Raw genomic sequence first — 19,110 nt, 5'->3', positions numbered from 1 at the left:
CCGCGCCGGGCGCGGGATCACGCCGCCGGCCGGACATGGGCGTCCTCGAGGATCGAGTCACTGTCCACCCAGCCGTCGTTCACCGCGTCGCGGACCTGGTTGCCCGTCGACTGGGGCGGCAGGTCGGAGCCGTACTTCTCGATGGCGTCCAGGGCCGACTGCCTGGTCTGGCTCTGCGCCGAGGCCTGGTAGTCGTTGAGTTCCCGGCCGGTCTGGTAGAGCGCCCGGTCCGTCGCGCCCTGCGCCTGCTGACCGTCCATGAGCCGGTCGATCGCCATGCCGGCGATCCCGCCGAAGTAGCCACTGGCCCCGGCCCCCGCCAGCGATCCGGCCGCGGTCGCCGGGGCGAGCGCCACCGCGCCCACGCCGATGGCCGCTCCGGCCAGCGCCTTCATGTAGTCGCCCTTCGCCTTGAGGGCATCGTTCTGCTCCTTCTCGCTGGCGATCTCGGCACTGATGCCCTCGTCCGCGTTGGCGTGGCCGACGATCCCCTGGATGACGCCGGTGCTCTCCGAGATCGTGCGGATGGCCTCGGCGGGCCCTCCGTCGTACAGGGACGGGTCGGAGACGTGGGCCTCCATCAGGCTGGAGGTGTAGACGCCCTGGCCGAGGATGATGCCCGCCCGGCCGTTGGGGTCCTGGGAGACCTCGTACAGGAACCGCGTCACGTCCGTCTTGTCGAGTCCGTCGGGGAGGGCGCTGTCCGTCAGGAAGATCGACTCCGCGCCCTTGCCGGCCATGGACCTGCTGATCTCCGGCATGTAGGCGCTCGCCATGTTCCCGAAGCTGTCCCCGAGCCCCTTGCTCACCAGGTCCGAACCGCCGTCCGGCTGCGCCACCATGTGCATGACGTTCTTCATGATGCCGACCTGGGTCGCGGTGTGCGGAGCGGGGCCGTCCGGCTTCTCGCCCACGCCGACGCCCATGACGGCGGCCTCCAGGGCATGGCCCACCGAGGCGTCCCGGTCGGTGTACCGGGTGCTCTCCAGGACGTGCTCCAGGACCTTCTTGTCGTCGAAGGTGTTCGTCGCGGCCTCGGAGTTGTGGGACAGCGCGTCCATGAACCCCACCAGGGGGTCGCGCCCGTCGTCCTTGCCGAACACCAGGTCCGTGAGCTGGTGGTTGTCGCCGTGCCACAGGTTCTTGGAGCCGATGCCGGGCGGGCCGGCCGGTGCCATGTCCTGCTTGAGGAGCTGCTTGCCGTACGCGTCGAGGAACTCCGCGTCGTACTTCCCGTGGTGCATCAGACTGCTGATCACCTGGTAGCCGTACGCACCGACCGTCCGCCCCGGCACGTTGACGGCGTCGGAGACGAAGTTCTTGTTCGACTGGTCGACGAGCTCCTTCTTCCAGGACTGCATCGCATCGGTGTCGGAGAGCGTCGCGGTGGCGAGCGTCATGCTCAGGTTCTTCTGGAACTCCTCCATCCGCTTGAGCTCGCCGTCGCGGGCGCCCATGTGGATGTCCGACATCTCGGTCCAGAACCGGAGCGTGCCCTCGGCCCCCAGCCGCGTCGCGAACCGGGCCGAGAAGAGCTGGTCGTCCTTGTACTTCGCCAAGGTGTCGTTGAACTCCTTGAGCTCCGCGTCGGACATCTTCTCGGGGTGCTTCGCCAGCTTCGCCAGGTCGTCGGCGCGCTGCATCGCCTCGGCGGCGGAGTCCCGGTCCTTGTACGAGACGCCGGAGAAGCCGTAGTCGGCCTGCTCCGCGATGGCCCGCAGCACCTGGGAGGCGGTCGAGTCGCTGGTCGTGGCCTTCGTGAGGATGCCCTGCAACTCGTCCCGCAGGTCCTTGACGGCCTGCTCGCTGTTCGGCGGCTCGGGATGGACGTTCACGAAGACCCGGAAGCCGCCGCCCTGCTCGCCCACGACCGAGAGCTTCTTCTCCCAGCCCCGGTCGATGGCCCGGTTGAGCTCGTCGCGGTATCCCACGAGCTCGTCGCGGGTGTCCCGCAGGATGTCCCGGATGCTGGTGGCCTGCGCGAGCGCGTCCGCGAACTCGCCGGCCGTCTTGGAGATGAACTGCCGCGACACCGTGGCGTTCACCCCGGCCCACTTGGCCCGGTCCGCCTTCGCCTTCAGGTCCTCGCGGGCGTCCTTCTCATAGCCCTTGAGGTGACCGACGACCTTCGTCCAGTCGTCGATCGCCGTGCCCAGTGCCGCGAAGTTGCCTTGGCGCAGTGCTTCGAGGTCCATCAGCGCTTCACTCCCTCGTCGAAGCCCTTGTCCAGCGTCGCGATGCTGCTGACGGTCGTGGCGATGAAGTACTCGTCGCCGGCGTGCGCGTTCTTGGTGAAGTCCATGTGGTTGGAGATGTGCGCGCACGCGTCCAGCAGGGTCTTCAGGGACTTTTCCCACCGGTCCTGCACCACCTGCAGGGCGCCGCCCAGCGCGAACTCCTGCGCCGTGAGGTCCTTCGCCGCCGCCTGACTGCTGGACCACGCGTCACGGCCGTGATTCCCCAGGCCCTCGAACAGTTTGAACGCGCTGTTCCCGACCGCGGCGAGGTCCTGGTCGTCCACCGCGAGGTCGCCCCCGGTGCCGCCGCCGCGGTTCTCCTCCCGCTCGTCGGGCAGCCGGTTCAGCCGCATCCGCGTCGAATCCTGATCGGCGGCCGAGGACTTCAGCTGTTCCCACTCGTCCCATGCCATGTCGTGATTCCTTCCCCCGTGTGTACGTATGGATGGATCGTTCCAGGGCCGCCCCCGCGGCCCCCGTCATCAGCCGGGCCCCGGACGAGAACGCGGCCGGCCGTCACCCTCACACCTCCGGCACACGACCGGTCTGCACCAGCGGATTCCCCCGCTGCCGCGACACGTAGATGCCCCGGCCCGCCGGCATCGGCCTCATGCGCACGCCGCCGAGCACGTCGCCCTCCTGCGGGTCGCCGGAGAGCAGCACGCCCTGGGCGCCGAGCTCCATCATCCGCTGCATGAAGGACTCGTACGCCGCCCGGCTCGCACCGGCCGCGCTGCGGGCGATGATGAAGCGGACGCCGACGTCCCGCGCGAACGGCAGCAGCTCCGTCAGCTTCGACAGCGGGTTGCCGCTGGACGTGGACACCAGGTCGTAGTCGTCCACGACCACGAAGAGGGACGGGCCCTGCCACCAGCTGCGCTCCCGCAGCTGCTGCGCCGTGACGTCCGCCGACGGGGAGCGGCGCCGCATCAGGTCGGCGAGCGCGTCCACGTGGTGCTCCATGTTGTTCGACATGGGCACGTACTCCGCGAGGTGGCTCGCCGGGGCGACGTCGAGCAGCGCCCGCCGGTTGTCGATCACGAAGAACTTCGCCGCGCTCCCGTCGTACCGCTCCGAGATCTGCTTGATCAGCAGCCGCAGCAGGTTCGACTTGCCCGACTCGCTCTCGCCGAAGACCAGGAAGAACGGATCGCGGTCGAAGTCCACGAAGACCGGCTCCAGGCCGTTCTCGTCGATGGCGAACGCGACCCCGCGCCCCGGCTCCGCGTGACCGGCCGGCAGCTCGCGCACGTCCAGCTCGCGCGGCAGCAGACGCACCTCCGGCGCGCCCGGCGCCGTCCAGTGGCGCGTGACCTCCTGCGTCATCGCGGCCGTCGCCTCGGACAGGTCGCTGTCCGAGCTGATGCCGTCGATGCGCGGCACGGCCGCCATGAAGTGCAGCTTCTCCGGCGTCAGACCGCGGCCGGGCACGCCCGTCGGCACGTTGGCGGCGATCTTGCGGTCCAGCTCGGAGTCCATCGTGTCGCCGAGCCGCAGTTCCAGCCTGTTCATGAGGTGGTCCTTGAGGTTGGCGCGGACCTCCATGGAGCGCGAGGCCGTCAGGATCACGTGGATGCCGTAGCCGAGCCCGCGCGCGGCGATGTCGACGACGGCGGCCTCCAGGCCCTCGTACTCGGTGCGGAAGTTGCCCCAGCCGTCGATCACGAGGAAGACGTCGCCCCACGGCTGGTCCTTCACCGAGATGTCGCCCCGGCCCCGGAGCCTGCGGTACGTCGCTATGGAGTCGATCCCGGCACTGCGGAAGTACTCCTCGCGGCGGGACAGGACGCCGTAGACCTCGGCCACCGTGCGCCGCACCCGCTCCGGGTCGAGCCGGGACGCCACCCCGCCGACGTGCGGAAGGCCCGCGACAGACGACAGACCGCCACCACCGAAGTCGAGTCCGTAGAACTGCACCTCGTGCGGGGTGTGGGTCAGCGCGAAGGCGGAGACGATCGTCCGCAGCAGCGTCGACTTGCCGGACTGCGGACCGCCGATGATCTGCATGTGGCCCGCGGCGCCGGAGAAGTCCCGGTAGAGCGTGTCGCGGCGCTGCTCGTACGGCTTGTCCACCACGCCCAGCGGTACGACGAGCCTGCCGGCCCCCTCGTACCCCTGCTGCGTCAGGCCCCGGCCCTCCACGCCCGCGAGACCGGGCAGGACCGAGTCGAGCGGCGGCGGGTTGTCGAGCGGCGGCAGCCACACCTGGTGCGCCTCGACCCCGCGCCCCTCCAGCCGGCGCACGATCACGTCGAGCACCGAGTCGGCCAGCGCGTCGTCCTCCGGCCTCCGGGCCTCGGGCACCCGCCCCCGGGCGGCCGGTTCGACGTGGTGCACCGGCACGTGCGCCGCGGTGAACAGGGCGGGCCGCCGGTCCACGGGCAGCGGCCCGCCCGGCACGACGGCGTGCTGGTTCGCGCGGTACACCCCGGAGACGTACGCCGCCTTGAAGCGGACCATCTCGTCGGTGCCGTACTTGAGGTACCCGGAACCGGGCACGTTCGGCAGCGTGTAGGCGTCGGGAACGCCGATGGCCGCGCGGGACTCGGCCGCGGAGAAGGTCCGCAGACCGATCCGGTACGACAGGTACGTCTCCAGACCGCGCAGCCGGCCCTCCTCCAGGCGCTGCGAGGCCAGCAGCAGGTGCACGCCGAGCGAACGCCCGATGCGGCCGATCTGCACGAACATCTCGATGAAGTCCGGCATGGCCGTGAGCAGCTCGCTGAACTCGTCGATGACGAGGACGAGCGACGGGATCGGCTGGAGCGGCGCGCCCGCCGCGCGGGCCTTCTCGTAGTCGTGGATGTTGGCGTAGTTGCCCGCGTCGCGCAGCATCTCCTGGCGCCGGTTCAGCTCGCCCCGGATGGAGTCGCCCATGCGGTCCACCAGCGTGAGGTCGTCCGCCAGGTTGGTGATCACCGCGGCGACGTGCGGCATCTGCGACATGCCGGCGAAGGTCGCGCCGCCCTTGAAGTCCGCGAGGACGAAGTTCAGCGTCTCGGAGGAGTGCGTCACCGCCAGGCCGAGGACGAGCGTGCGCAGCAGCTCCGACTTGCCGGAACCGGTCGCGCCCACGCACAGGCCGTGCGGCCCCATGCCCTCCTGCGCCGCCTCCTTGAGGTCGAGCATCACCGGGACGCCGTCCTCGCCGACACCGATCGGCACCCGCAGCCGCTCCGAGCGGGAACGGGGCCGCCAGGTGCGGGCGACGTCGACCGAGGCCGCGTCGCCGAGGTTCAGCAGGTCGGTGAAGTCCAGGTTGGCGAGCAGCGGTTCGTCGTCGTCCGAACCGGACGCGACCCGCAGCGGGGCGAGCTGGCGGGCGAGCGCCTCGGCGACGTCCGGGTCCAGCCGGTCGGGCGTCCCGTCGTACACGTGCCCGTGCCCGGACTCCAGGCGCAGCGAGTCGCCCTCCACGACCACGGCCAGGTCGCCGCGGGCCCCGGTGTTCCGGCCCTGCACGACCTCGATGATCGTCACGCCCTGGATGCCCTCGGGGGAGGCGAGCGCCGAGGTCTGCGGGACCGACTGGCCGTCGAGCACGACGACGAGGTGCGGGTGGTCGAGCAGCGGATGGCCGGCGCCCTGGAAGCGAGGGCGTCCTTCGAGCCGGGCGTCCAGCATCTCCTGGAGCTCGCGCGCGTCCGTGGTGATCAGACGCCGGCTGCCCGCGCCGTCCCCGGGCCCCGAAGCCTGCGCGTGCGGCAGCCACTTCGCCCACTCCCAGGCGGGCGCCGCCCCGCCGTCCGCGGCGACGGCGACGACCAGGTCCTCGGGGGAGTGCAGCGCCGCGAGCGAGCCGATCATGGCGCGCGCGGTGGAGCGGGCGGAGTCACCGTCCCCGCTCACGGTGAGGTGGTAGAAGGCGCGCAGCGACACGGCCATGGGCAGGCCGTCCAGGGTGCCGTGCGCGGTGAGGAACTGCCGCATCGCACCGGCGGTCAGCGGCTCCAGCTCGTCGACGGGGGCGGTTTCGGGGGCCACGAGCGGAGTCGCGAGCTGCTGGCTGCCGAGCCCGACGCGGACCTGCGCGAAGTCGTCGTCGCCGATGCGCCGTTCCCAGACCCGGCTGCCCTCGGCGACCAGCGCCCACAGCTGCTCGGGCGCCGGGTGCAGATAGAACTGCGCGTCGCGCTGGAGGCGGGCGGTCCGCAGGACGGCGCGCCGCGTCTGGGTCAGGTACTTCAGGTAGTCGCGCCGCATGTCGGCGAGCTGCCCCTGCGTCCCGCGCCGGTAACGCACCAGCATCGCGATGGCCATGGCGACCGTCGAGGCGATCATGATCATGCCCATGATGCGCATGATCGGGTTCGGCGTCATGAAGAAGAAGACCACCGAACCGCCCATGCCGAGCATCGGCAGGAGCTGCATCAGGGCGCCCTCCTGCTGTCCCCGGGGGAGCTCCGGAGGAGGTTGCAACTGCACCTGTTCGCTCGGCACTTCGGAGGGCAGGGCCCGTGGTGGGCGCTTGACGACGATCTGACTCACAGCTCACCAATTTCCGTTGCCGGACGGAAAGTTCCTCTGGGCGCCCCCGTGGCGACGAGATCCATCCGCGGGGACGGATCTTACTTTGGTGCGGAGTCACGGGTGGGCGGTAGGGTGACCCGAAACGTTTGCGCACCCATGAGCTATCGCAAAATAAAGGGTCATTCGGAGCGCATCGTCCGGAGCGCGGCGCACCCGGCCCCACGGCGCCCGGAGCGCGCGCCGGGCCTGCCGGCCAGGATCACCACGAGGGGAAGCAGCAGGTGAGTATGACGGCCCCAGCCACGGCCAGCGGACCGGGCCAGTCGGCCCCCGCGCCCGTCTTCCACGGCGGCACCGGCTTCTGCCGCGTCACGGTCGTCGCGCCCGACGGCCGCGTCGACGTCGCCCTGCCCGAGGACGTCGCGGTCGCGGACCTCTACCCGGAGGTCCTCCGCCTGTCCGGCCAGACCCCGGAGCCGGGCGCCCCGGTCGGCTACCACCTGGTGCGCCGCGACGGCACCGTCCTCGACGCCGGCCGCTCGCTCGCGGCCCAGCGCATCCTCGACGGCGAACTGCTCTCGCTGCGCCCCTTCGCCGAGTCCCTGCCGCCCGCGGTCTTCGACGACGTCTCGGACGCCGTCGCCTCCGCCGTGGCCCGCGACCGCACCCTCTGGTCCGACGCCCTGATGCGCGGCGCCGGACTCCTCGGCGGCTCCGTCCTCCTCGTCCTCCTCGCGTTCGTGCTGTGGACGGCCGACCCCCGGCACGACACCCACGGCCTGCCGGGCATCCTCGCCGCCGTCACCGGCGTACTGCTCCTGGCGCTCGCCGGCGTCCGCGCCCGGGTCTACGACGACCGGGGCTCCGCCGTGGCCCTCGGCACCGGCGCCATGGCGAACGCCGCCGTCGCCGGCGCCGGACTGCTGCCCCTGGCGGCCGGACAGGGCATAGGAAAGCTCCAGTTCCTCCTCGCCTGCGCCGCCGTCCTCGTCTTCGCCGTGATCCTGACGATCGTCTCCCCGGGCGGCGACGGCCCGTTCGTCGCGTTCGTCCTCGCCTCCGCCGTCGGCCTCCTCGTCGGCTTCGTGGCCGTACTGACGAACCTGAAGCCGTCCGAGACCGCCGCCGTCTGCGCGCCCCTCGCCGTCGGCGCCCTCGCCTTCCTGCCCGGACTCTCCACCCGCTTCGCCCGGCTCCCCATCGGCTTCGACCCGCCCAGGACCGCCGTCGGCGGCTACGGCACCGAGGCCGAGCCGCAGGGCCCGGTCGACGCCGTCCGCATCGCCGCGCAGGCCCGCCGCGGCCACGAGCTCCTGGTCGGCCTGGTCGGCGGCTGCGCCCTCGTCGCCGTCGCCGCCGCGGCCGTCCTCGGCTTCTCGGAGAACGTCTGGGGCCAGCTCCTGGCCCTCGCCACCGGCGTCGCCATGCTGATGCGCGCCCACCTCTTCCGCTACACCGCGCAGGTCGGCTGCGCGCTCGGGGCCGGCCTCGGCGCCCTGGTGCTGCTCGGCCTCGGCCTCTGCCTCAATCCGCCGCCGGAGCTGATCCAGGAGGCCCTCAAGGGCGACGGCACCGGCCTGGACATCCGGACGATCTGGCTCTCGGCCGCCGTCGCGGGCGTCGCCGCGCTGATCACCGCCATCGGCCTGATCGTCCCCCGCAAGGGCGTCACCCCCTTCTGGGGCCGTTTCCTGGAGATCGCCGAGACCTTCGTTCTCCTCACGCTGCTGCCGCTCTGCCTGGCGGTCTTCGACGTCTACCACTCCGTCCGGGCGATGACGTCCTGAGCCCTGGTACGCTGTGTGACGGCCGTTTGTGTACGCGCTCCCGGAAGACCCCCGACCCGCTCGGGAACCCTCTGGAAGCTGCGCCCATCGGACCTTCGCCCGTCGAGTCACGGAAGCTTCCCCTGAGACCTAGACCAGGGGCACTCGCGGGCGCACGAACCAAGAGGAGATCCGCGTGGCTCTCGACGCCGCCGTCAAGAAGCAGATCATGGCCGAGTTCGGCACCAAGGAGGGCGACACCGGCTCCCCCGAGGTCCAGGTCGCGATGCTGTCCCGCCGCATCTCGGACCTGACCGAGCACCTCAAGCAGCACAAGCACGACCACCACTCCCGCCGTGGTCTGCTGATCCTGGTCGGCCAGCGCCGCCGCCTGCTGCAGTACCTGGCCAAGAAGGACATCCAGCGCTTCCGTACGCTGGTCGACCGCCTCGGCATCCGCCGCGGTGCGGCCGGCGGCGCCAAGTAAGACGCCGTGGAGGGAGCGGTTCCCGCGTTCAGGGGGCCGCTCCCTTTGCCGTACACGCGCCCGTACACACGCCCGTACGCGCCGCACACACGGTCGTACGGGCCGTCGCACACGACCGTACGGTCCGTCGCACGCGCTGCCGTACGTGCGCGAAGTGCACCCGGACATTTAGTCTGGTAGCTACAACCCCATAACGACGAGCGAGAAGCCGCCGGCCAGCCGCCGGTCCTCGGTAGTGGCCCCCGGAACCGAATCCCGGGTGCTTCGATCGAAGACCGGCCCGCCCTCCGAGTGCGAGCTTCTCCGCCGCCGTCGCACACCGTCCCCGGCCACACGGGCCCCGGACGCAAAGACGAACACGTAGGAGAACCCCATAGTGGAGAACGAGACCCACTACGCCGAGGCCGTCATCGACAACGGCACCTTCGGCACCCGCACCATCCGCTTCGAGACCGGCCGCCTCGCCAAGCAGGCCGCCGGCTCCGCCGTCGCCTACCTGGACGACGACACGATGGTCCTTTCCGCGACCACCGCCTCGAAGCGCCCCAAGGACCAGCTCGACTTCTTCCCCCTCACGGTGGACGTCGAGGAGCGGCAGTACGCGGCCGGCAAGATCCCCGGCTCCTTCTTCCGCCGCGAGGGCCGCCCCTCCGAGGACGCCGTCCTCACCTGTCGCCTGATCGACCGCCCGCTGCGCCCCTCCTTCAAGAAGGGCCTGCGCAACGAGATCCAGATCGTCGAGACGATCATGGCGCTCAACCCCGACCACCTGTACGACGTGGTCGCGATCAACGCCGCCTCCGCCTCCACGATCCTGGCGGGCCTGCCCTTCTCCGGCCCGATCGGCGCCACCCGCGTCGCCCTGATCAAGGGCCAGTGGGTCGCGTTCCCGACGCACACCGAGCTCGAGGACGCCGTCTTCGACATGGTCGTCGCCGGTCGCGTCCTGGAGGACGGCGACGTCGCGATCATGATGGTCGAGGCCGAGGCCACCGAGAAGACCGTCCAGCTCGTCAAGGACGGCGCCGAGGCGCCGACCGAGGAGGTCGTCGCCGCCGGTCTCGAGGCCGCGAAGCCCTTCATCAAGGTCCTCTGCAAGGCCCAGTCGGACCTCGCCGCCAAGGCCGCCAAGCCCACCGGCGAGTTCCCGGTCTTCCTCGACTACCAGGACGACGTCCTGGAGGCGCTCTCCTCCGCCGTCAAGGGCGAGCTCGCCCAGGCGCTCACCATCGCCGGCAAGCAGGAGCGCGAGGCCGAGCTCGACCGCATCAAGGAGCTCGCCGCCGAGAAGCTCCTCCCGGCCTTCGAGGGCCGCGAGAAGGAGATCTCGGGCGCCTACCGCGCGCTGACCAAGAAGCTGGTCCGCGAGCGCATCATCAAGGACAAGGTCCGCATCGACGGCCGCGGCATCACGGACATCCGTACGCTCGCCGCCGAGGTCGAGGCCATCCCGCGCGTGCACGGCTCGGCGCTGTTCGAGCGTGGCGAGACCCAGATCCTGGGCGTCACCACCCTCAACATGCTCCGCATGGAGCAGCAGCTGGACACCCTCTCCCCGGTGACCCGCAAGCGCTACATGCACAACTACAACTTCCCGCCGTACTCCGTCGGCGAGACCGGCCGCGTGGGCTCGCCCAAGCGCCGCGAGATCGGCCACGGCGCCCTCGCCGAGCGCGCCCTCGTGCCGGTCCTCCCGACCCGCGAGGAGTTCCCCTACGCGATCCGCCAGGTGTCCGAGGCCCTCGGCTCCAACGGCTCGACGTCGATGGGCTCGGTCTGCGCCTCCACCATGTCGCTGCTGAACGCCGGTGTGCCGCTCAAGGCCCCCGTCGCCGGCATCGCCATGGGCCTGATCTCCGAGGACGTCGACGGCCAGACGCACTACGTCGCCCTCACCGACATCCTCGGTGCGGAGGACGCCTTCGGCGACATGGACTTCAAGGTCGCCGGCACGAAGGAATTCGTCACCGCCCTCCAGCTCGACACCAAGCTGGACGGCATCCCGGCCTCCGTCCTGGCCGCGGCCCTCAAGCAGGCCCGCGACGCCCGCCTCCACATCCTCGACGTGATGATGGAAGCGATCGACACGCCGGACGAGATGTCCCCCAACGCCCCGCGGATCATCACCGTCAAGATCCCCGTGGACAAGATCGGCGAGGTCATCGGCCCCAAGGGCAAGATGATCAACCAGATCCAGGAGGACACCGGCGCCGAGATCACGATCGAGGACGACGGCACCATCTACATCGGTGCCCAGCAGGGCTCGCAGGCCGAGGCCGCCCGCGCCACGATCAACGGCATCGCCAACCCGACCATGCCGGAGGTCGGCGAGCGCTACCTGGGTACGGTCGTCAAGACCACCACCTTCGGTGCCTTCGTCTCCCTCATGCCGGGCAAGGACGGCCTGCTGCACATCTCGCAGATCCGCAAGCTCGCCGGTGGCAAGCGCGTGGAGAACGTCGAGGACGTGCTCGCGATCGGCTCCAAGGTCCAGGTCGAGATCGCCGAGATCGACCAGCGCGGCAAGCTCTCCCTGGTCCCCGTGATCGCGGACGAGGACGCCGAGGGTGACAAGGACGACACCGCCAAGTGACGTCCCGTAGTTCCCGCGCGACGGCCCGCCCCTCCTCGGAGGGGCGGGCCGTCGCCCGTACCCAAACGCTTCTCCCGGGCAAGGACGGCATCGGCACGGTCCGTCGCACGACCCTCCCCGGCGGCCTCCGCATCGTCACCGAGACCCTCCCCTCCGTGCGCTCCGCCACCTTCGGCATCTGGGCGCACGTCGGCTCCCGCGACGAGACCCCGGCGCTCAACGGCGCGACCCACTACCTGGAGCACCTCCTCTTCAAGGGCACCCACAAGCGGTCCGCCCTCGACATCTCCGCCGCGATCGACGCGGTCGGCGGCGAGATGAACGCCTTCACGGCGAAGGAGTACACCTGCTACTACGCGCGGGTCCTCGACACCGACCTGCCGCTCGCGATCGACGTCGTCTGCGACATGCTCACCGGCTCGCTCGTCCTCGACGAGGACGTGGACGCCGAGCGCGGCGTCATCCTCGAAGAGATCGCGATGACCGAGGACGACCCCGGCGACGTCGTGCACGAGCTGTTCGCGCAGACGATGTTCGGCGACACCCCGCTCGGCCGCCCGGTCCTCGGCACCGTCGACACCGTCAACGCGCTCACCCGCGGCCAGATCGCCCGCTTCTACAAGAAGCACTACGACCCGACCCACCTGGTCGTCGCCGCCGCGGGCAACGTCGACCACGCCACGGTGGTGCGCCAGGTCCGCCGCGCCTTCGAGAAGGCCGGCGCCCTCACCCGCACCGACGCCGTCCCCGTCGCCCCCCGCGACGGCCGGCGCACCCTGCGCGCGGCGGGCCGCGTCGAGCTCCTCAACCGCAAGACCGAGCAGGCCCACGTGGTCCTCGGAATGCCGGGCCTGGCCCGCACCGACGAGCGCCGCTGGGCCCTCGGCGTGCTGAACACCGCCCTCGGCGGCGGCATGTCCTCCCGCCTCTTCCAGGAGGTCCGCGAGAAGCGCGGCCTGGCCTACAGCGTGTACTCGTACACCTCGGGCTTCGCCGACTGCGGCCTCTTCGGGGTGTACGCGGGCTGCCGGCCCGGCCAGATCCACGACGTCCTGAAGATCTGCCGGGACGAGCTCCACAAGGTCGCCTCCGACGGCCTCACGGACGAGGAGATCCGCCGCGCCGTCGGCCAGCTCTCCGGCTCGACCGTGCTCGGCCTGGAGGACACCGGCGCGCTGATGAACCGCATCGGCAAGAGCGAGCTGTGCTGGGGCAGCCAGATGTCGGTCGACGACATGCTGACCCGGATCGCCGCCGTCACCCCGGACGAGGTCCGGGAGGTCGCCCGCGATGTACTGGAGCAGCGACCCTCGCTCGCGGTGATCGGCCCGCTGAAGGACAAGCAGGCCGACCGCCTCCGGCAAGCGGTCTCCTGACCCACGAGTCCCCCTAAGGAAGAGCAATGAGCAAGCTGCGCGTGGCGGTCCTCGGAGCCCGGGGCCGCATCGGCTCCGAAGCGGTCCGGGCCGTCGAGGCCGCCGAGGACATGGAACTGGTCGCGGCCCTCGGCCGCGGCGACGGGCTGGAGAAGCTCGTCGAGGCCGACGCCCAGGTCGTGGTCGAACTGACCACGCCCGACTCGGTGATGGAGAACCTCGACTTCTGCCTGCGCCACGGCATCCACGCCGTCGTCGGCACCACCGGCTGGACCGAGGAGCGCCTCGCGCGGCTGCGGACCCTGCTCGACGCCGCCCCGGGGACCGGCGTCCTCATCGCCCCGAACTTCTCCATCGGCGCGGTCCTCACCATGAAGTTCGCCCAGATCGCGGCCCCGTACTTCGAGTCGGTCGAGGTCGTCGAGCTGCACCACCCGAACAAGGTGGACGCCCCCTCGGGCACCGCCACCCGCACCGCCCAGCTGATCGCCGAGGCCCGGTCGAAGGCAGGCTGCGCCCCGCAGCCCGACGCCACGACCACGGCCCTGGACGGCGCGCGCGGCGCCGACGTCGACGGCGTCCCGGTGCACGCCGTGCGCCTGCGCGGGCTCCTCGCCCACCAGGAGGTGCTGCTCGGCGGCGAGGGCGAGACCCTCACCGTCCGGCACGACTCCCTGCACCACTCCAGCTTCATGCCGGGCATCCTGCTCGGGGCCCGACGCGTGACCGGCACCCCCGGCCTCACCTTCGGCCTGGAGCACTTCCTGGACCTGGGCTGACGGCCGTGGGCGGAAAGATCACGTACGTCTTCCTCTCCACCGTGCTCGTGCTGGTCTTCGGCGTGGTGGGGATGGAGGGCGTCCTACTGCTCCTCACCGGCGAGCCGGCCGCCATGGGCATGGGCGCGGTGGCGTTCCTGCTGCCCCTGGTCGGCGGCTGGTTCCTCTGGAAGAACACCCGCTTCGCCCGCCGGGCGAACCGCCTCGCCGCCGAGCTGGAGGCGGAGGGCGGTCTGCCCGTCGACGAGCTGACGCGCACGGCGGGCGGCCGGATCGACCGGGACTCGGCCGACGAGGTCTTCGCCCGGCGCAAGGCCGAGACGGAGGACTCGCCCGAGGACTGGCGCTGCTGGTTCCGGCTCGCGGTCGCCTATCACGACGCCCGCGACACCCCCCGGGCCCGTCAGGCGATGCAGCGGGCCATCGCGCTCCACGAGGGGCGCCCGGTCAGCGCGTAGCGGCGACCGGGGCCGTGCCGTACTCGGCGTTCCATGCCTCGACCGTGTCGGCCGCCCGGTCGAAGGCCTCGACCCGGGAGAGGAAGTCGGCGTTGTGGTCGGTGAGCAGCAGCAGCTGCTCACCACCCTGCCGGCCGAGCACCAGGGCCTGTCCCTGGACGGTACGGGGGAGCCCCAGCCAGCGCACCGGCTGCTGGGCGGTCCGTACGGAGGTCACCTTGGCCCACGGCACGGTGACGGTCGAGAGGAAGCCCACGCGCCGCACGCCGGCCCGGCTCACCCAGGTGCCCATCCGCAGCATCCGCAGGGTGGCCAGGATGATCAGTCCGGCGATGCCGAAGGTGACGGTCGCGCCGCCGAAGGAGCCCGCCGCGGCGACGATCACCGCGGCGAGGAGGACGAAGGAGGCGAGCAGCAGCGAAAGCGCTGCCGCCCCGACCCGCCAGGACCCCGGCCGGTACGGACGACGCCACTGGTCGTGGTCGTCGAACGGCAGGGCGACCTGGTCGTTCGCGTCAAAAGCACGGTCGGCCGTCAGAAAGGGCAGGGGCACGACAGATCCTCACTCACAAGCACGCTCGAAGGGGCGATGCCCGGTGAGGCTACCTCAGCGGTTGTCGGAGGCCTCGGACTGCTGCTGACGAGTGGCCGAGTCACCCGACTGGAGCGAGGGCATCCCGAGGACCAGCGACCCGACGAGGCCGGCCACGACGGTCAGCCCGAGCAGGGTGCGGCCCACGAGCTGCGAGGCGCTGGGGCGCTCCCGGGGCGGTGGAGTGACGTTACTGCGAAAGTGGTCGGCCTCCGCGACGAACGCGAACGGTACGGGCTCTCGCCGGCGGAACATCAGGTCCACTCTCCTCGGGTGTCGTCGTGCTTCACAGGTACAGACGACAGAACCGGTCCTTTGGTGCCCGATTTCGCCAAGGATTTCACCAAACCGGCCGAATGTAGTCCTCCGGTAGGAGGGGGTCCGCCCTAGGGGGGATCCCCTCCCCGGCCCTCGTTAAAGTGGGCGGCTGCACCCCGACTGGAAGGACCGCTGGTGAGCGACAGCCCCACCGAGAACGTGAAGATCGACTTCCGGAGCGACGTCACCGTCGACCTGGTCAAGAGCGCGGCGGCCGACTCCGACGTCCTGTGGGCCGCCCGGGTCTCCACGGCGGGCGAGCAGTCCCTCGAAGAGCTCCAGAAGGACCCGGAGCGCTCGAAGGGCCTCATCAACTTCTTGATGCGGGACCGCCACGGCAGCCCGTTCGAGCACAACTCGATGACCTTCTTCATCAGCGCCCCGATCTTCGTCTTCCGCGAGTTCATGCGGCACCGCGTGGGCTGGTCGTACAACGAGGAATCGGGCCGCTACAGGGAGCTCCAGCCGGTCTTCTACGTCCCCGACGCCTCCCGCAAGCTCGTCCAGGAGGGGCGCCCCGGCAAGTACGTCTTCGTCGAGGGCACCCGGGAGCAGCACGACCTGGTGAGCCGCTCGATGGAGGACTCGTACCGGCAGGCGTACGAGACGTACCAGGAGATGCTGGCCGCGGGCGTCGCCCGCGAGGTCGCCCGCGCGGTCCTCCCGGTCGGCCTCTTCTCCTCGATGTACGCCACCTGCAACGCGCGCTCGCTCATGCACTTCCTGGGCCTGCGCACCCAGCACGAACTGGCCGCGGTCCCGTCCTTCCCGCAGCGGGAGATCGAGATGGTCGGCGAGCGGATGGAGGAGCACTGGGCCCGGCTGATGCCGCTGACCCACGCCGCCTTCAACAAGAACGGGCGCGTGGCCCCGTAGGGCACACATGTCCGACCTCGTCACGCGAAGTGTCCGTATTGCGACGTTTCACGAAGTTCATCTAGGCTGATCAAACGGACCCGGCGCTGTCTGAACCCCCGAGCAGGCAGCGCCGGGCTCCCTTTCTCCCGTCCCCCAGGGGGACACCCGGCGCTGAGCAGCGAGTAGCGTGTTACCCATGGCTCCGATCTCCACTCCGCAGACCCCCTTCGGGCGGGTCCTCACCGCCATGGTCACGCCCTTCACGGCGGACGGCGCACTCGACCTCGACGGTGCCCAGCGGCTCGCCACCCATCTGGTGGACGCGGGCAACGACGGCCTCGTCATCAACGGCACCACCGGCGAGTCCCCCACCACCAGCGACGCGGAGAAATCGGAGCTGGTACGAGCGGTACTGGAGGCGGTCGGCGACCGCGCCCACGTCGTCGCCGGCATCGGCACCAACGACACCCACCACTCGATCGAGCTCGCCCGCACGGCCGAGCGCGACGGCGCCCACGGCCTCCTCGCGGTCACGCCGTACTACAACAAGCCCTCGCAGGAGGGCCTCTACCGGCACTTCTCGGCCATCGCCGACGCCACCGAGCTCCCGGTGATGCTCTACGACATCCCCGGCCGCAGCGGCGTCCCGATCGACACCGAGACGATCGTCCGCCTCGCCGAGCACCCGCGCGTCGTCGCCAACAAGGACGCCAAGGGCGACCTCGGCCGCGCGAGCTGGGCCATCGCCCGCTCCGGCCTCGCCTGGTACTCCGGCGACGACATGCTCAACCTGCCGCTGCTCTCCGTCGGAGCCTGCGGCTTCGTCTCCGTCGTGGGCCACGTCGTCACCCCGGAGCTCCGCGCCCTCCTCGACGCCCACCTGGGCGGCGAGGTCCAGAAGGCGACCGAGATCCACCAGAAGCTGCTCCCGGTCTACACCGGCATGTTCCGCACCCAGGGCGTCATGACCACCAAGGCCGCCCTCGCCCTCCAGGGCCTCCCGGCCGGCCCCCTCCGGCTGCCGCTCGTGGAACTCTCCGCACAGGAGACGGAGCAGCTCAGGCTCGACCTGGCCGCCGGCGGGGTAGAACTCTGACAACGGACTTCACAACTGAACACGGTCTGGACAACTGAACACCCACAACAGCAAGTGCACGATTGTCATGCGCGCCACGTGCCAGGGGGTACGTGGCGCGCGTGGTGAGGAGAGTCTTTTGAGTCATCCGCATCCCGAACTCGGCGCCCCGCCCAAGCTGCCCAAGGGCGCCCTGCGCGTCATTCCGCTCGGCGGCCTTGGCGAGATCGGCCGCAACATGACGGTCTTCGAATTCGACGGCCGTCTGCTCATCGTCGACTGCGGCGTCCTCTTCCCCGAGGAGGAGCAGCCCGGCGTCGACCTGATCCTGCCGGACTTCACCATCATCCGGGACCGCCTCGACGACATCGAGGGCATCGTGCTCACGCACGGCCACGAGGACCACATCGGTGCCGTCCCCTACCTGCTCCGGCTCAAGCCGGACATCCCGCTGATCGGCTCCAAGCTGACCCTCGCCCTGATCGAGGCCAAGCTCCAGGAGCACCGCATCCGCCCCTACACCCTCGAGGTGAAGGAGGGCGACCGGGAGGTCCTGGGAGCGTTCGACTGCGAGTTCATCGCGGTCAACCACTCCATCCCGGACGCGCTCGCGGTCGCGGTCCGCACCCCCGCGGGCATGGTCGTCGCCACCGGCGACTTCAAGATGGACCAGCTGCCGCTGGACGGCCGCCTCACCGACCTCCACACGTTCGCCCGGCTCAGCGAGGAGGGCATCGACCTCCTCCTCTCCGACTCGACGAACGCCGAGGTCCCGGGCTTCGTCCCGCCGGAGCGGGACATCTCGAACGTCCTGCGGAACGTCTTCGCGAACGCGCCGAAGCGCATCATCGTGGCCAGCTTCGCCAGCCACGTGCACCGCATCCAGCAGATCCTCGACGCCGCCCACGAGTACGGCCGCCGGGTCGCCTTCGTCGGCCGCTCGATGGTCCGCAACATGGGTATCGCCCGCGACCTGGGCTACCTCCGGGTCCCGGCCGGCCTCATCGTGGACGTGAAGACCCTCGACGACCTGCCGGACGACGAGGTCGTGCTCGTCTGCACGGGCTCCCAGGGCGAGCCGATGGCGGCCCTGTCCCGCATGGCCAACCGCGACCACCAGATCCGGATCGTCCCCGGCGACACCGTGATCCTGGCGTCCTCCCTGATCCCGGGCAACGAGAACGCGGTCTACCGCGTGATCAACGGCCTGACCCGCTGGGGCGCGAACGTCGTCCACAAGGGCAACGCCAAGGTCCACGTCTCGGGCCACGCCTCGGCCGGCGAGCTGCTGTACTTCTACAACATCTGCCGGCCGAAGAACCTCATGCCGGTCCACGGCGAATGGCGCCACCTGCGCGCCAACGCCGAGCTCGGCGCGATGACGGGCATCCCCAAGGACCACATCGTCATCGCCGAGGACGGCGTCGTCGTCGACCTGGTCGACGGCCGCGCCCGGATCACCGGCAAGGTCCAGGCGGGTTACGTGTACGTCGACGGCCTCTCGGTCGGCGACGTCACCGAGTCCTCCCTCAAGGACCGCCGGATCCTCGGCGAGGAGGGCATCATCTCGGTCTTCGTCGTGGTCGACTCGTCGACCGGCAAGATCGTCGGCGGCCCCCACGTCCACGCCCGCGGCTCCGGCATCGAGGACTCCGCCTTCGACGCGGTGCTCCCGAAGATCGACCAGGCGCTCAACAAGTCCTTCCAGGACGGCGTCGTCGAGCCGCACCAGCTCCAGCAGCTGATCCGCCGCTCCGTCGGCAAGTGGGTCTCCGACACCTACCGCCGTCGCCCGATGATCCTTCCGGTCGTCGTAGAGGTCTGACCAGCGCGGGAACGGAGCGGGGCACCTCGATTTGCATCGGGGCGCCCTGCTCCAGTACGTTTACGGCTCCGCCAGAACAGGAAGCCCCGGCGCCGACGTGCGCCCGGAAGGTTGAACGGGAGGCGGGAAAACCGACTCAGAACTTCTGATAAAGTCGGAACCGCCGAAAGGCCCCCGGAGCGAAAGCGAAAGGGACCGGAAAGCACCGAGGAAATCGGATCGGAAAGATCTGATAGAGTCGGAAACGCAAGACCGAAGGGAAAAGCCCGGAGGAAA

14 protein-coding genes are annotated in these 19,110 nt (G+C 70.5%); 9 read left to right on the top strand and 5 right to left on the bottom strand.

Going from position 1 to position 19,110, the window contains the following annotated elements:
- Positions 1–17: 17 nt before the first annotated feature.
- From ACIQVI_RS30380 to eccCa, 3 genes are all read right to left on the bottom strand, one after another.
- On the bottom strand, positions 18–2,195 hold the full coding sequence (locus ACIQVI_RS30380; protein ID WP_403601680.1) for a hypothetical protein: 2,178 nt from the start codon (positions 2,193–2,195) through the stop codon (positions 18–20).
- A complete protein-coding gene (locus ACIQVI_RS30375) occupies positions 2,195–2,650 on the bottom strand; it encodes a hypothetical protein (protein ID WP_403601678.1) in 456 nt (151 codons plus the stop codon). Before ACIQVI_RS30375 ends, ACIQVI_RS30380 begins: the two co-directional genes overlap by 1 nt.
- Positions 2,651–2,759: 109 nt before the next feature.
- Positions 2,760–6,725, bottom strand: a complete 3,966-nt coding sequence (gene eccCa / locus ACIQVI_RS30370) for a type VII secretion protein EccCa (RefSeq protein WP_403601675.1) — start codon at positions 6,723–6,725, stop codon at positions 2,760–2,762.
- A gap of 269 nt (positions 6,726–6,994) precedes the next feature.
- On the opposite strand from eccCa, the gene eccD reads away from it, so the two are divergent.
- The 6 genes from eccD to ACIQVI_RS30340 all read left to right on the top strand — a co-directional run bounded on the left by eccD (position 6,995) and on the right by ACIQVI_RS30340 (position 14,166).
- Positions 6,995–8,494, top strand: a complete 1,500-nt coding sequence (gene eccD, locus ACIQVI_RS30365; protein WP_403601672.1) for a type VII secretion integral membrane protein EccD — start codon at positions 6,995–6,997, stop codon at positions 8,492–8,494.
- A gap of 175 nt (positions 8,495–8,669) precedes the next feature.
- Positions 8,670–8,960 (top strand): 30S ribosomal protein S15, encoded by a 291-nt coding sequence (gene rpsO / locus ACIQVI_RS30360; RefSeq protein WP_015036567.1) that lies wholly within the window; start codon positions 8,670–8,672, stop codon positions 8,958–8,960.
- A gap of 376 nt (positions 8,961–9,336) precedes the next feature.
- Positions 9,337–11,553, top strand: a complete 2,217-nt coding sequence (locus ACIQVI_RS30355) for a polyribonucleotide nucleotidyltransferase (RefSeq protein ID WP_403601668.1) — start codon at positions 9,337–9,339, stop codon at positions 11,551–11,553.
- Positions 11,550–12,929, top strand: coding sequence for a pitrilysin family protein (locus ACIQVI_RS30350; RefSeq protein ID WP_351971495.1), 1,380 nt, complete (start codon positions 11,550–11,552; stop codon positions 12,927–12,929). The genes ACIQVI_RS30355 and ACIQVI_RS30350 overlap by 4 nt, the downstream gene beginning before the upstream one ends.
- Before the next feature lie 26 nt (positions 12,930–12,955).
- Complete coding sequence (gene dapB / locus ACIQVI_RS30345) at positions 12,956–13,708, top strand: 4-hydroxy-tetrahydrodipicolinate reductase (RefSeq protein ID WP_403601664.1); 753 nt, start codon at positions 12,956–12,958, stop codon at positions 13,706–13,708.
- A 5-nt stretch (positions 13,709–13,713) separates the two neighbouring features.
- Entirely contained in the window at positions 13,714–14,166 is a 453-nt protein-coding gene (locus ACIQVI_RS30340) for a hypothetical protein (RefSeq protein WP_403601661.1), read from the top strand.
- On the opposite strand, the gene ACIQVI_RS30335 is transcribed toward ACIQVI_RS30340, so the two are convergent.
- Together ACIQVI_RS30335 and ACIQVI_RS30330 are read right to left on the bottom strand one after the other, a co-directional pair.
- Positions 14,156–14,719: a hypothetical protein gene (locus tag ACIQVI_RS30335; RefSeq protein WP_351971498.1), complete on the bottom strand. Its 564-nt coding sequence runs from the start codon at positions 14,717–14,719 to the stop codon at positions 14,156–14,158. The two genes, ACIQVI_RS30340 and ACIQVI_RS30335, sit on opposite strands and share 11 nt — an antisense overlap.
- A gap of 54 nt (positions 14,720–14,773) precedes the next feature.
- Positions 14,774–15,013, bottom strand: a complete 240-nt coding sequence (locus tag ACIQVI_RS30330; protein WP_121830615.1) for a hypothetical protein — start codon at positions 15,011–15,013, stop codon at positions 14,774–14,776.
- A gap of 198 nt (positions 15,014–15,211) precedes the next feature.
- Between ACIQVI_RS30330 and thyX the strand changes: the two genes are divergently transcribed.
- From thyX to ACIQVI_RS30315, 3 genes are all read left to right on the top strand, one after another.
- Positions 15,212–15,952, top strand: coding sequence for an FAD-dependent thymidylate synthase (gene thyX, locus ACIQVI_RS30325; RefSeq protein WP_351971499.1), 741 nt, complete (start codon positions 15,212–15,214; stop codon positions 15,950–15,952).
- A 178-nt stretch (positions 15,953–16,130) separates the two neighbouring features.
- On the top strand, positions 16,131–17,030 hold the full coding sequence (gene dapA / locus ACIQVI_RS30320) for a 4-hydroxy-tetrahydrodipicolinate synthase (protein WP_351971500.1): 900 nt from the start codon (positions 16,131–16,133) through the stop codon (positions 17,028–17,030).
- Positions 17,031–17,148: 118 nt separating this feature from the next.
- Positions 17,149–18,834, top strand: coding sequence for a ribonuclease J (locus tag ACIQVI_RS30315; protein WP_351971501.1), 1,686 nt, complete (start codon positions 17,149–17,151; stop codon positions 18,832–18,834).
- Positions 18,835–19,110: the final 276 nt, after the last annotated feature.

The sequence above is a fragment of the Streptomyces sp. NPDC098101 genome (assembly GCF_044760185.1).
GTDB lineage: Bacteria > Actinomycetota > Actinomycetes > Streptomycetales > Streptomycetaceae > Streptomyces.
This window is presented reverse-complemented; position numbering and strand designations above follow the sequence as displayed.

Excerpts from the sequence above, each read along its gene's own strand:
- ACIQVI_RS30380 (WP_403601680.1), bottom strand. The coding sequence starts at position 2,195 with ATGGACCTCGAAGCACTGCGCCAAGGCAACTTCGCGGCACTGGGCACG.
- ACIQVI_RS30375 (WP_403601678.1), bottom strand. The coding sequence starts at position 2,650 with ATGGCATGGGACGAGTGGGAACAGCTGAAGTCCTCGGCCGCCGATCAG.
- eccD (WP_403601672.1), top strand. The coding sequence starts at position 6,995 with ATGACGGCCCCAGCCACGGCCAGCGGACCGGGCCAGTCGGCCCCCGCG.
- dapB (WP_403601664.1), top strand. The coding sequence starts at position 12,956 with ATGAGCAAGCTGCGCGTGGCGGTCCTCGGAGCCCGGGGCCGCATCGGC.
- ACIQVI_RS30330 (WP_121830615.1), bottom strand. The coding sequence starts at position 15,013 with ATGTTCCGCCGGCGAGAGCCCGTACCGTTCGCGTTCGTCGCGGAGGCC.
- dapA (WP_351971500.1), top strand. The coding sequence starts at position 16,131 with ATGGCTCCGATCTCCACTCCGCAGACCCCCTTCGGGCGGGTCCTCACC.